General features: G+C 33.5%; 15 protein-coding genes. All 15 read left to right on the top strand.

Translation table 11 applies throughout. The features are described 5' to 3' along the window. Positions 1-377: 377 nt before the first annotated feature. The 15 genes from AC0N32_RS16440 (at position 378) to AC0N32_RS16510 (ending at position 12,772) form a co-directional block, all read left to right on the top strand. Positions 378-725: a hypothetical protein gene (locus AC0N32_RS16440; protein ID WP_476394925.1), complete on the top strand. Its 348-nt coding sequence runs from the start codon at positions 378-380 to the stop codon at positions 723-725. A gap of 327 nt (positions 726-1,052) precedes the next feature. Beyond that, on the top strand, positions 1,053-2,285 hold the full coding sequence (locus tag AC0N32_RS16445; RefSeq protein ID WP_476394926.1) for an RHS repeat domain-containing protein: 1,233 nt from the start codon (positions 1,053-1,055) through the stop codon (positions 2,283-2,285). Positions 2,286-2,292: 7 nt separating this feature from the next. Continuing rightward, positions 2,293-2,658 (top strand): hypothetical protein, encoded by a 366-nt coding sequence (locus AC0N32_RS16450; RefSeq protein ID WP_476394927.1) that lies wholly within the window; start codon positions 2,293-2,295, stop codon positions 2,656-2,658. Positions 2,659-3,015: 357 nt separating this feature from the next. Then, positions 3,016-4,065 carry an RHS repeat-associated core domain-containing protein gene (locus AC0N32_RS16455; RefSeq protein ID WP_476394928.1) on the top strand — a complete coding sequence of 350 codons (1,050 nt, stop codon included), beginning with the start codon at positions 3,016-3,018 and terminating at the stop codon, positions 4,063-4,065. Positions 4,066-4,105: 40 nt separating this feature from the next. After that, positions 4,106-4,495, top strand: a complete 390-nt coding sequence (locus AC0N32_RS16460; protein WP_476394929.1) for a hypothetical protein — start codon at positions 4,106-4,108, stop codon at positions 4,493-4,495. A gap of 487 nt (positions 4,496-4,982) precedes the next feature. After that, the gene (locus tag AC0N32_RS16465) at positions 4,983-6,041 is read left to right on the top strand and encodes an RHS repeat-associated core domain-containing protein (RefSeq protein WP_476394930.1); all 1,059 of its coding nucleotides are present in this window, start codon (positions 4,983-4,985) and stop codon (positions 6,039-6,041) included. An 11-nt stretch (positions 6,042-6,052) separates the two neighbouring features. Then, complete coding sequence (locus AC0N32_RS16470; protein WP_476394931.1) at positions 6,053-6,718, top strand: hypothetical protein; 666 nt, start codon at positions 6,053-6,055, stop codon at positions 6,716-6,718. Then, positions 6,715-7,371 carry a hypothetical protein gene (locus AC0N32_RS16475; RefSeq protein ID WP_476394932.1) on the top strand — a complete coding sequence of 219 codons (657 nt, stop codon included), beginning with the start codon at positions 6,715-6,717 and terminating at the stop codon, positions 7,369-7,371. The genes AC0N32_RS16470 and AC0N32_RS16475 overlap by 4 nt, the downstream gene beginning before the upstream one ends. Before the next feature lie 184 nt (positions 7,372-7,555). Continuing rightward, complete coding sequence (locus AC0N32_RS16480) at positions 7,556-8,542, top strand: RHS repeat-associated core domain-containing protein (protein ID WP_476394933.1); 987 nt, start codon at positions 7,556-7,558, stop codon at positions 8,540-8,542. Position 8,543: 1 nt separating this feature from the next. Further along, entirely contained in the window at positions 8,544-8,966 is a 423-nt protein-coding gene (locus tag AC0N32_RS16485) for a hypothetical protein (RefSeq protein ID WP_476394934.1), read from the top strand. Between the two features lie 665 nt (positions 8,967-9,631). Continuing rightward, complete coding sequence (locus tag AC0N32_RS16490; protein WP_476394935.1) at positions 9,632-10,675, top strand: RHS repeat-associated core domain-containing protein; 1,044 nt, start codon at positions 9,632-9,634, stop codon at positions 10,673-10,675. 67 nt (positions 10,676-10,742) lie between these two features. Further along, positions 10,743-11,330 carry a hypothetical protein gene (locus AC0N32_RS16495; protein WP_476394936.1) on the top strand — a complete coding sequence of 196 codons (588 nt, stop codon included), beginning with the start codon at positions 10,743-10,745 and terminating at the stop codon, positions 11,328-11,330. 8 nt (positions 11,331-11,338) lie between these two features. Further along, the gene (locus AC0N32_RS16500; protein ID WP_476394937.1) at positions 11,339-11,800 is read left to right on the top strand and encodes a hypothetical protein; all 462 of its coding nucleotides are present in this window, start codon (positions 11,339-11,341) and stop codon (positions 11,798-11,800) included. A 139-nt stretch (positions 11,801-11,939) separates the two neighbouring features. After that, complete coding sequence (locus AC0N32_RS16505; protein ID WP_476394938.1) at positions 11,940-12,062, top strand: hypothetical protein; 123 nt, start codon at positions 11,940-11,942, stop codon at positions 12,060-12,062. After that, positions 12,059-12,772 carry a hypothetical protein gene (locus tag AC0N32_RS16510; protein WP_476394939.1) on the top strand — a complete coding sequence of 238 codons (714 nt, stop codon included), beginning with the start codon at positions 12,059-12,061 and terminating at the stop codon, positions 12,770-12,772. The genes AC0N32_RS16505 and AC0N32_RS16510 overlap by 4 nt, the downstream gene beginning before the upstream one ends. The last annotated feature ends 26 nt before the right edge of the window (positions 12,773-12,798 follow it).

The following is a 12,798-nucleotide window of genomic DNA, read 5'->3' on the forward strand; positions in this document are numbered from 1 at the left end:
GGAACAACTGATGAACCTCAGAGTAATTTGTATTTATATAGAAACATGAGAAGTATAGTGGGAATGCCAGAATTAGGAAATTCTTTAAATACATTAGGTGTAAGATCAACTGATTTTTTACCGAATGTTACCGATTCAGAATATGTATTTGGCTCATCTGGACAAGGGATGTCAGTAACACCTGGATATGGAAACTTTATTCCTCAAACACCATTTGCCAATCCAGGTAAAACAACTTTATTTAGAATAAAAGCTACAGATGTTTTTATGTCAGGTTTAGGAATAAATATCGATGCTGTAGACCATGCTAATATAACACCAATAGGCAGAATGACATTACAACAATTTAGACTAAGAGTACAAGCAACTGCACCATTATGGAAACCAATAAAATGATAAATCAATTAAATATTTTTTTTAAAGCACTAGACTTTGAAACCGTTTCATCATTAAGCAATGAAGATTTTAAAATATTAATATTAGATTTTTTTTCAAAAGTAAAAGAACTAAAAGATAGAGGTTTGAGTCTTAATGAAGATTTAAAAAATTTTATAGATAACAAGCATATTGAATATTATGATTATTATGAAAAAAATACAGTTTATGAAGAAAGAATACAACTTATTCTTTCTGAATTAATTGGATTCTGTTCACCTCCAAGATTTTGGGAAACCTCTTTTGGTGATTATATGTTGAAAAAGTGGGGAATAACTCTAGCTAAATAGGTTGCCAAATACGGCAAACTCTTATTAGCTGATCACGTATAAAAGGTTAGTGATGGATAATTCTTAATAAATAACCTATTAGAAATCAATAAACATTAAAAACAAATTAACAGAAAATAAGAGTAGGCATTCCCTACTCTTGTTTATTTTTGTCGATAAAAAACATTCTTAAATGATTGAAGATCATTCCTCCTGTATCAAAGTTATTGGCCTTCGAAGGCTATTACAATTTTGAAAATAATCAATATATTTACAGCTATACCGACCATTTGGATAGACGAGTAAAAGAGAAGCTTTTACGAAGGCTACGAACGCAGTTCAGTAAGTTTGAACTATTTCAGGAATACAACCAGTGGCAGCGCAGAAGTTCTTGAAGAAAACAATTATTATGCTTTCGGGATGAAGCATGATTGGAATAATGCATTAGCGGTAAACCCAGCCTATAATTACCAATATAACGGTAAAGAACTCCAGACTGAGACAGGTTGGAATGATTATGGAGCAAGGATGTATATGTCTGATATCGGAAGATGGGGCGTCATTGATCCGTTGGCAGAGCAGATGAGAAGATATTCTCCGTACAATTATGCTTTTAATAACCCGGTGATCTTTATAGATCCGGACGGAAGGAAACCGCATAACCCATTAGAATTCTATGGTCCGAACTCTGCTTTTAATCTTGAATTTGACCCTCTTACCAGCTTATATGGTACACCTTTTAATGACGTAGGAAGAAGTCCCTATCTCCGAAGTTCATTACCCAACCAATGGTATTATGGTGGAAGCGGCGATTATTCTGACGATAAACCCGAGCCCTCTAGTGCTGCCATTAATGGAAGCAGTGATGGCCTTGGTGAATATTTAATACAAGAAGTTGTTCTATCGGGTAATCATTCTAACTGGGGGAAGGAAATATTCGAGGCTTTTGAGGATTCCATGAAAAATTGGGATACCGTAGCAATGGCATATACAGGTACTCTAACTTTCCCCACAGGAGGAGGAGCTTCGGCAGGAACATGGGCATCAATTAGAGGAGTATTGGGTGAACTAGCAGGATTATCTAGATTCGGAATATGGACTTTACCACTAATGTTAAATGGTGATAGCTCTCATGCGCGTGGATATGATATACCACTTACAGAAGCAACGGATATACCAGCTGATAGACCTCAAAATAATTTATATTTATATAGAATTATGAGAAATGTAAACGGTCTACCTATGGTTGGAACTGGTTTAGATAAACTTGGACTAAGAGATAGGGATATTAATAACCTTCCTAACTCTAGTAGAATAACAAATCTTTTTGAAAATGGGTTATCTGTAACTGCAGGCTATGGTAATGTAATACCACCTAATGTTCCTGATTTTTCCGGAGGGAAAGGAACACTTTTTAGAATACCGGCAAGCTCTTTAATATCTTATGGACTAATAGGAGTACCTGTTCCAAATGCTAATATTCCAAATTATGGACAAATACGTCCTGCAGTTCCTATGACTGTAGGTGCATTTAGAGCATTAATTCAAAGTACTGCTCCAGCTTGGCAACCTGTAAAATAATTAAAATATGGAAGAAAAAAATATCATTATTAGAAAAATTTTAGAAAAATTGTATATAGAATTCAATCCAGAAAATCTCTCTAAATTAACTCTGGATCAATATAGAGATTTCTTTTTTTCAATATTTGGATATATAAACTTTTATAAAAATAAATATCATTTGATTGAAGAAGACTTTGTGGAATTTAGCAAAAATATTCATCACAAATATAATTATGATGAATATGAAGATAATTGTTGGGAAAGAGTGGCTTTTTTTATGGATGAGTTGATATTTCGTTTTTCTACATCTCCTCCGTATTTTTTTCATTCTAACTTTGAAGATTTTAAAAATAAATTAAAAAGAGATTTTACAGAAGGTAATGGTTTGTAAAACTTGGAGTTAATGTATCAGAATTAGTGATGGCATAATTCCCAATCATTAACCTATTGAAAATCAATAAAAATTACACAAGAGTGGGCATTGCCTGCTCTTGTATATTTTTGTAGATAAAAACATTTTTAAATGATTGAAGATCATTCCTTGTGTATCAAAGCTATTGGCCTTCGAAGGCTATTACAATTTAAAAAAGACAGTATATTTACAGCTATACTGACCATTTGGATAGACGAGTAAAAGAAAAGCTTTTACGAAGACTACGAACGCAGTTTAGTACGGCTGAACTATTTCAGAAATACAGCCAACGGCAGCGCAGAAGTTCTTGAGGAAAACAATTACTATGCTTTCGGGATGAAGCAGGATATCAATATTCTTTCAGCAAGTAATTCGTCTTATAAATACCAGTATAATGGTAAAGAACTCCAGACTGAGACAGGCTGGAATGATTATGGAGCAAGGATGTATATGTCTGATATCGGAAGATGGGGCGTGATCCATCCTTTGGCAGAGCAGATGAGAAGATATTCTCCGTACAATTATGCCTTTAATAACCCGGTGATGATCATAGATCCGGATGGAAGAAGATCCATGATTTACAGTGCCGGGGGAATTATGCGCTGGGATTTTGATCCGATGACGACAATAAATGGTATTTCATGGTTCGAGGATTCTATTAATTATATTAGTTCAGGCAGATCCAGATTTCAAGCTGATGCAGGTGGTGGAGATGGTTCTGGAGATGCACTCTCACCTGGGGGAGCTTTTGTAGATTCGCAAGCCTTTAGAGATGTCATGGAGGCCATTTCTGCTGGCGGAACGGGTGGATTAACAAATATCGATGGGATATTACGCTGGTGGACAGATTTTGGACAGGAGGATAAAGGATTAATTGGATCTTTCAATATGTTGAAGTTGAAATCTTATGGTGATAATACTAATTGGGATGCTGGTGAAAATTGGTATAACTCTGGACCTGATGCTGTAAAAACGAGTTTTAACTGGGTCCAAAACAATCCAGGGAAATTTACTTCCATAGCTGGTATCATACAGGCTGGGTCTACAATAGCTGAAAAAGGATTGGCAAATTGGAATGCGCCATCCAGTATAACAAAAAGCAAGGTCTTTGCAGAGACCATAAGCACAAAACTACCTGCCTCTGCTAAGGCATTGGGAAATGCATCAAAAGTTTTTGGTATTGCTGGAAAAGTTGTTGGGGCTGTTGGTTTATTAAATACAGCCTACCAATATAGAGAAGGTAATATCTCAGGAATGAGAGCAGTTGTTGATGGGGTAATGGGAGTTGCCGGTTTCTTTCCAGCCACAGCTTGGGTATCCTTAGGTTATTTTGCCGCAATGGCGATTTATGAAACGTATTATAACGATGGTAAACCCGCATTTTAAGATGATTAGATTTATAAGATTACTTTTTTATCATATTTATATGTACTATGATAAATCAGAAAAATTAGGAAAAAGTTTAACTAAATTTTCTACATTTTGTGTTTTTGTAGTTATAATTTCTGTTTTGACAACAACTATTTACGATTTGTTTTGTCAATATTACGATGTTAACTACACTACGCTTTCAGGAAAGCCATACGTAATTGTTTGTGTTGTCATCGGCATTATTATCGCTTACTATCTGTATAAAGAAGGTTTTGAGGATTTTAATGAATATACTGATTATCATAAGAAGTATTATTTATATTTTTTTATTATAGTATTATTCACTCTTGGTCTATTTATCTATGAGAGTAATATTAGTAGAGAAAGAATTTTCAAGCAAAGAGCAATGAACAAAGAGCAAGTTGAAAATATGGAGAATAAATGAGAGTTAATTAGCTTCTTTCCTGCCACAACCTGGGTGTACTTAGATTATTTTAGGTCGCGATCAAAGTTAGTGACAGTATAATTCCCAACCATTAACCTGTTGAAAATCAGTAAAAATAAAAAAATACATTAATAGAAAACAAGAGTAGGTATTCCCTACTCTTGTTTATTTTTGCCCATAAAAATATTCTTAAATGACTGAAGGTCATTCATCGTGTATCAAAGTCGGTGATATAAGAATTTGTACTAATGCTACTTTAAAAATATTGTAAAAAAAGCAATCAAGGAATGTTTCTTACATCCGAAGATTATTATGATTTCATAAAAAGTAAGTATATTTACAGCTATACCGACCATCTGGATAGACGAGTAAAAGAGAAGCTTTTACGAAGACTACGAACGCAGTTCAGTACGCCCTGAGCTATTACAGAAATACGACCAGTGGCAGCGCAGAAGTTCTTGAAGAAAACAATTATTATGCTTTCGGGATGAGGCAAGATATCAATATTCTCTCGGTCAGCAATTCGTCCTACAAATACCAATATAATGGCAAGGAATTCCAGACAGAAACCGGCTGGAACGACTACGGAGCAAGAATGTACATGAGTGATATTGGAAGATGGGGTGTGATCGATCCGTTGGCAGAAGAGATGAGGAGATATTCTCCTTACAATTATGCCTTTAATAACCCGGTGATGTTCATAGATCCGGATGGAAGAAAATCCATGATTTACAGTGCCGGAGGAATTATGCGCTGGGATTTTGATCCGATGACGACGATAAATGGCGTTTCATGGTTCGAGGACTCTATTAATTATATTAGTACCGCTAGAACCCGATTCCAAGCTGATGCAGGTGGTGGAGATGGTTCTGGAGATGCACTCTCACCTGGGGGAGCTTTTGTAGATTCGCAAGCCTTTAAAGATATTATGCAGGCTCTTTCTGCTGGGGGAACGGGTGGATTAACAAATATCGATGGGATATTACGCTGGTGGACAGATTTCGGGCAAGAAGATAAAGGGTTTCTTGGTTCATTTAATATGTTAAAATTAAATAGTAGCACTAAAACAACAACATTTGCAAAAGTTACCAATCTTCTTGATGAAAATCCTTTTTTAAAAGCAGAAAATACAGTATATCACACCAAAGGAAATGCAGGAATATCAAATGTAGATTACCGACGTGTTACAAATATCAGTACAGGAGTCAGCAATAATTTAATATCTATGCAATTAAACTTATCTTTTCTTAATATGTATAATGAGCTTACTGCCGGATATGATACTAATGGATTTATGGTAAGTATTGGTGACTACTCATTTGGAGGTTCAGGAACCCTCTCTTTTGATATTATTAACAGTGACCTTTCATTAAACTTCGGGCAGAAAATGGATAATAATACAACAAGTATTAATTCGTATGGGATAAAACCGGGTACTGCTGCAATGGCTGTTGCAACTTATCTTTTATATAGATTGGTACCACCAACAATTATAAATCCCGCTCTTAATTCAGGTACAATTTTAGATAATCGAATAGTATTGTAAATAAACAAATTATGAGAAAGAAACTTTTATTAGTATACTGTTTTATCGGATTAATCGTAGTATGCTATCTGATTTACAGAACATTTTTGTTTTCGGAAAATAACGACAGACTAAAAGTTAATAATTCCAAACCAGAAGTAACATTAGAAATGCTATTGAATAACGATAGTATGAAAATTATTTATCTTAATAGCTTTACTTATGATAAAAAAAGTATAGGATTTAATGCAATAATAAGTAACAAATATTATGTTACCGCTACAAAATTAGGTAAGATTGAAAATAGTAAATTAATACTAACAAAATCCTCTAAAGGTTTTGAAAGAAACAGTGAAATAATTGGTTTTCCACCTATTGATATTGAAGAAAATGTCAGCAGATTCTTTGGATTTTATTATTATCCATTTCATATAAAAAATATAGAATACTACATAGAAGGAAAAGAACAAGCAAGATTTAACAATGGTTTCACAGAAATTATTTTCAAAGGTAATTTTATAGACTTTTCATTTAATAATCAAAACAGAAGAGATTTTGGTTATGTAACATCAAACGAAGAAATGTCGTTAAGTTTTATTGTATATAAGCATGACTTATATGCTATTAATACGAAGACATATAAAAACAGTGATTTTAAGAATTTACATTATCTGATAAGCGACAATAAGCAGCAATGAAAAAGAAACTTTTATTTTTATATGCCATAATAGCATTATCTATTATAGTATATCTTGTTTACAGAACGTTACTCTTCTCAAAATATGAAAACAAATTAGTAATTAACAAGTCCACGCCAGATTTTACTTTAGAGGACTTGCTAAATAATCGTAATATAAATGTAAAATATATTAAAAACTTTAATTATAATAAAAAATGTATTGGTTTTGAAGCTATAGTTAACAATAAAAATTATGTGATAGTAACAAAACTTGGTAAACTTAATAATAATCACTTTACCATTGATAAATCAGAGAAAGATTTTACAATCAATTATGAAATAACTCCTTTTCCACCCGATGTAAATGTTCAGATAGGGCAATATTTCAGTTTTTACGATTTTCCATTCCGTATAAAAAATACTAAATATTATTTGATGGGGACAGAGCTACAAAAAATCGAAAGTAGGTTTACAGAAATCGTTTTCAAAGGAAGTTATATTAATTTTTCATTTAATGGAAGTCAAAAAAAGGATTTTGGATATTTAACTCCCAATGAGAAAATGTCAGTAAGCCTAGTATTATTTAATAATGAGTTATATTCCGTTATTACAAAGGGGTATAAAAATTATCCTTTTAAGAGTTTACATGTATTAACAACTGAAAATCAATAAAAGGAAAAATCAAAAGAAAACAAGAGTAGATATTCCCCACTCTTGTGTATTTGTAATAATGAGATATTTTACAATTATCGTAGTTTGGAAAGTATTCCTCCGAGACATTTCAGAAATACGACCAACGGCAGCGCAGAAGTTCTTGAAGAAAACAATTATTATGCTTTCGGGATGAAGCATGAATATGTATAACCTGGTAGGGAACAATCCTTCTTACAATTATCAGTACAACGGCAAGGAACTCCAGAGCGAAACCGGATGGAACGACTACGGATGGCGACAGTATATGCCTGAAATCGGAAGATGGAACGGCATGGATCAGCTATCAGAGAATTATTATCCTACCAGCCCATTTGCCTATGTAGCGAATAACCCGATATCTTCTTTTGATGTTGACGGAAGATGGTTTAATCAGGATGGAAGTATTGATAGTTCTGGGCAAGCAGACCCTTTTAGGGTGATGGGAAGAAAATCCATGATGAACCAGGCTTTGGGAATGTTCCCGGAACAACGCGGTGGGGGAAGTGGCACTTTCGGAGAAACACAAGCCTTTAAAGATATTATTCAGGCTCTTTCTGCTGGGGGAACGGGTGGATTAACAAATATCGATGGGATATTACGCTGGTGGACAGATTTTGGACAGGAGGATAAAGGATTAATTGGATCTTTTAATATGTTGAAGTTGAAATCTTATGGTGATAATACTAATTGGGATGCTGGTGAAAATTGGTATAACTCTGGACCTGATGCTGTAAAAACGAGTTTTAACTGGGTCCAAAACAATCCAGGGAAATTTACGTCCATAGCTGGTATCATACAGGCTGGGTCTACAATAGCTGAAAAAGGATTTTCAAATTGGAATGCGCCATCAAGCATAACAAAAAGTCGTATTTTTGCAGAGACCATAAGTACAAAATTACCTACATCTGCTAAGTTTTTAGAAAGAGCTTCAACGGCTTTGAAATGGGGAGGAAGAATAGTTGGTGCAGTGGGTGTTGCAAATACGCTATATCAGGGAATTGAAGGTAATATATCCGGGACCAGAGCAGTCGTCGATGGTGTAATGGGAGTTGCCGGTTTCTTTCCAGCCACAGCTTGGGTATCCTTAGGTTATTTTGCCGCAATGGCGATTTATGAAACGTATTATAACGATGGTAAACCCGCATTTTAAGATGATTAGATTTATAAGAATATTATTTTATCACATATATTGGTATTATTACAAAGTTGATAAGGAAAGTAAAATATCTGCGAAAATAGCCACTTGGTTAGTTTTCACACTGTTATTTGGTGTAATTTTATATTCTGGATATGTTTTCTTACGTGTTACAAATAGCAATATTATTGTTCATACTCCTTATATTTATTATATAATATTTTTTATTGTAATTGGATGTTTGGTGGGAATGTATATTTATAATGAAGATTTTAAAAAATTTGATTCATTTAGAGATTATCACATAAAATACTATTTATATTTTTTTCTAATAGCTGGTCTTGCTATAGCTTTAGCTTTTTATTCGGGTAATATTAATAGGGAAAAGATTTTCAAGCAGAGAGAAATTGAGAAAGAGCGAATTGAAAATTCAAAATAATGGTCATTTATCATATTTAGTGATAAATAATTTCAGTGATTAACACTCAAAAAATAAAAAAACTAAATAATAAACCCCACCGCATTTGGACTGCCCCCAAAAAGTTAGACACTTTTTAGGGGCATTTTTATTTTATGTAAGTATCAACAAGATCGTAAAGTGTTTGTTTCGTACTTTCTTCAAGTCCAAATCCTTAATTCTGTCAACGTTCTTTTATCGAAAGACACTTGGCTGGTCTCTCCCAAGAGATGATCTAAAGTAACGCCTAAAGCATCGGCAGGAGAAATACTGTCTGGCCGCTCTGATACTTCAGGAAATGTAATTTCCTATGATGACAGTGGGAACATGAAAAATCATAAAGATAAAGGTATGGCATAAAACTAAAAAAAGTATATAATTACTTCACGGGCCGTAACAGGACAAATGCCTCACAGACCATTGAATATTTAGACGGATTCCAATACCATACGACCACTACGGGAGGCGGGACTATTCCAAATGGGTTACAGTTTATCCCTACTTCAGAAGGGTATTATGATTTCATAAAAAGTAAGTATATTTACAGCTATACAGACCATCTGGGAAATGTACGCCTGAGTTATTACAGAAATACAGCCAATGGCAGCGCAGAAGTTCTTGAGGAAAACAATTATTATGCTTTCGGTATGAAGCAGGATATCAATATTCTCTCAGCAAGCAATTCGTCTTATAAATACCAGTATAATGGTAAAGAACTCCAGACAGAAACCGGCTGGAATGATTACGGAGCAAGAATGTACATGAGTGATATTGGCAGATGGGGAGTCATCGATCCACTGGCAGAACAGATGAGGAGATATTCTCCTTACAATTATGCCTTTAATAACCCGGTGATGTTCATAGATCCAGATGGAAGAAAATCCATGATTTACAGTGCCGGAGGAATTATGCGCTGGGATTTTGATCCGATGACGACGATAAATGGTGTTTCATGGTTCGAGGATACTATTAATTATATTAGTTCAGGCAGATCCCGATTCCAGGCTGATGCAGGTGGTGGAGATGGTTCTGGAGATGCACTCTCACCTGGGGGAGCTTTTGTAGATTCTCAGTTGTTTAAGGATGTGATGGCATATCTAGAAGAACCTGGATTTGATTTTTCTCAGTTTGATTTTTCGAAGTTTGGAAATGACCTAGGGCCTGGACCAGGACCTGCGAGTGCTATAGCAGGAATATTAACTAGAGGCACTGGACTTATAGGGGCTGCAACAGCAGGCGGTATTGGAGCACTATGGTATAGTGTTAATACAGCTTTTGGCTCTGCCCACGTTCCGCAATGGGCTGGAACAAGGTATTCTTATAGTAATATTGGAAGTAAAACATTTAACTTTGAGCAGGTAAAGACAGAAGCAAGATCTACTCCTGTAAGAGAAAGAATGGGACAAGTAGGATCTTATACAATTATTTTTAGTAACAATCAAAAATATCATGGCAAAGGCTCACTTGAAAGAATGTTAACATCAGCAATTTTGAAAATGACTATGCATCATACAACAGTCAAATCTTTAGATTGGTTGCCTTCCGTTTCCAATAGAGAAGCTTTTAAAGCCGAATACAGAAGAATGCAAACAGACGCAACAAAACAATACCCAAAAGGTGTTAATAATCCAATAAATTATAACATTCGGCAATCACCCGGATACTTATACACTTTACAAGATGGTTTCTAAAATATATTATGATCAAAACGATCCAGGGTTACTTATTACAAGTAATATAGAAAAGTTTCATAAAAACATGAAATTAGGAATATTTCCAAAAACTAATTATGAAGAAATTCCTATCGAAAAAATACATCAATACAAAATAAAGGACATTGCTTTTGACGAAATCGATAACGCTTATTTCCAAAGTATCAAAGAGATATTTTCGAAGTGCAAATTTGAAGCAATAGCTTTTCATGAAACCATAGCAGATTTATCAGAAGTTGTTTTGGATGTAGAGCATTTAATTGTAGGCGATAAATCCAAAATCAATTTATCATCAAGTAATTTCAAGAATTTAAAAGAAATTACATTTTTGTCCGTAAAAACTTTTAAAGGAAAAATTTTAGATAAGTTTAAAAAAGTCGAAAAACTCATCCTTTGGTATGAAAACCAGAAATCTAACATTATTTTAGAAAACTTTCCAAATCTTAAAGAGTTTTATATTTATAATGGCTCAATAGTACAACTTGACTTAACTAAAAATCCTTTGATCGAGAGATTGCAACTTCATAGAGCATTAAAAATGGAAAAAGTATTGTTACCACCAACAATACATCTAAAAAGAGTCATTGTAGAAGCTTGTAATAAATTAGATACATCCAACTTACCAATAAACTAAAACAGAATATGAAAAAAAACAGCATTTTATTAATATTATTGGTTCTAGGGATATTAGTTTTAGGATATTATATTTACACATTACAAATAAAATCAGAAATAGCAAAGACTGAAAAAATTACATCGACGGGAGATAAAGAACTTGATAATTTAATCATCAAATTAAAGAAATCAATGGAAAATTATATGAAAGAAGCTAACCCTTCTTACTCTCAAAAAGATGTTAATGAATGTATATCTTTATTATCAAATTATGTGATAAACATTTTCAAAACTCATTCAAAAGATGATGCACTGTTAATTATAAAAACTACGGTTTTAAAATTAAATGATTTAAATGAGAGATGTGATCATTCTTTAATTGAAACAAATGAAAGAGAGCAGATTGCTGAAATAATCATTTTGGCAGGCCATAAAATGAAGTATAATTCTTTGAATGAAGATATTACTGAGAAATGGAGAGAATGGTAAAATAGAACCACTAAACGGCAAAGCCACCAGAAGTTCTTGATGAAAACAATTACTATGCGTTTGGGATGAAACACCTTTCCGGAGGATACGCAGTATACAAATACCAATACAACGGCAAGGAACTCCAGACAGAAACAGGATGGAACGATTACTGAGCCAGAATGTATATGTCCGATATCGGCAGATGGGGGTGATCGATCCGTTGGCAGAGCAGATGAGAAGACATTCTCCGTATAATTACGTCCTTAATAATCTACAATGAATAAAATGACTTATAAAATATTAAAAATTCAATTCTTTATTTTTTTTGCTATATCAAATAATATTTTTTCTCAAATAACTGTCAAATGGCAATTAGATTTACAGGATCAACAAGCTAAAATTGAGATTTATAATCAAAGCAATAAAAAAATAGCATTGCCTCTTGACACAACATCTTTTCAAGCCTACTACAAGGACAATTATGTTATATCCCGGTCCGAATGGAATAAAGATTATCCCTTTTATTCTTTCACTATAAATGCTTGTGATGCATCAACGAACAAGAGAATAGAAACTCATTCAAGTGCACCATACATAGATTTATCCGATTTTGAAAAGCAACGATCGAACATTGAATCTGCTAATGAAGATTACAATTCCAAGATAAGTTTCTGGAAAAAAAACAATAATCTGACAAGCGATTTAAGCGCTGAAATAAATTATTATTTACTTCACAATTTAATGTTTTTACAACCTAAAGAAACAAAAATATTTCATGTACCCTATAATTTGAAAAACATAACGAATAAAGATAATACAGTCCATGACTCATACCTTCTTGAGGAAGATAAGAATTATAATTTATTCTTAAGTTTACAGGTTAAAAATGATATATATAATTATTTAACTCCCCATCAAAAGCAAAAATTAAAAAAATATAAACTGTTTACAGGATCATTGGAAAGTAACAAAATTGAGATCAAGCGATAAAGGACAATCCGATTTTCTGAAAAGCA

The sequence above is a fragment of the Chryseobacterium endophyticum genome, from assembly GCF_056333165.1.

What these genes read in the sequence shown, in the direction of transcription:
- AC0N32_RS16485 (WP_476394934.1), top strand. Translation starts at nt 8,544, where the DNA reads ATGATTAGATTTATAAGAATATTATTTTATCACATATATTGGTATTAT.
- AC0N32_RS16510 (WP_476394939.1), top strand. Translation starts at nt 12,059, where the DNA reads ATGAATAAAATGACTTATAAAATATTAAAAATTCAATTCTTTATTTTT.
- AC0N32_RS16470 (WP_476394931.1), top strand. Translation starts at nt 6,053, where the DNA reads ATGAGAAAGAAACTTTTATTAGTATACTGTTTTATCGGATTAATCGTA.
- AC0N32_RS16480 (WP_476394933.1), top strand. Translation starts at nt 7,556, where the DNA reads ATGTATAACCTGGTAGGGAACAATCCTTCTTACAATTATCAGTACAAC.
- AC0N32_RS16455 (WP_476394928.1), top strand. Translation starts at nt 3,016, where the DNA reads ATGAAGCAGGATATCAATATTCTTTCAGCAAGTAATTCGTCTTATAAA.
- AC0N32_RS16490 (WP_476394935.1), top strand. Translation starts at nt 9,632, where the DNA reads ATGAAGCAGGATATCAATATTCTCTCAGCAAGCAATTCGTCTTATAAA.
- AC0N32_RS16440 (WP_476394925.1), top strand. Translation starts at nt 378, where the DNA reads ATGGAAACCAATAAAATGATAAATCAATTAAATATTTTTTTTAAAGCA.
- AC0N32_RS16460 (WP_476394929.1), top strand. Translation starts at nt 4,106, where the DNA reads ATGTACTATGATAAATCAGAAAAATTAGGAAAAAGTTTAACTAAATTT.
- AC0N32_RS16450 (WP_476394927.1), top strand. Translation starts at nt 2,293, where the DNA reads ATGGAAGAAAAAAATATCATTATTAGAAAAATTTTAGAAAAATTGTAT.
- AC0N32_RS16495 (WP_476394936.1), top strand. Translation starts at nt 10,743, where the DNA reads ATGAAATTAGGAATATTTCCAAAAACTAATTATGAAGAAATTCCTATC.
- AC0N32_RS16465 (WP_476394930.1), top strand. Translation starts at nt 4,983, where the DNA reads ATGAGGCAAGATATCAATATTCTCTCGGTCAGCAATTCGTCCTACAAA.
- AC0N32_RS16505 (WP_476394938.1), top strand. Translation starts at nt 11,940, where the DNA reads ATGGAACGATTACTGAGCCAGAATGTATATGTCCGATATCGGCAGATG.
- AC0N32_RS16500 (WP_476394937.1), top strand. Translation starts at nt 11,339, where the DNA reads ATGAAAAAAAACAGCATTTTATTAATATTATTGGTTCTAGGGATATTA.
- AC0N32_RS16475 (WP_476394932.1), top strand. Translation starts at nt 6,715, where the DNA reads ATGAAAAAGAAACTTTTATTTTTATATGCCATAATAGCATTATCTATT.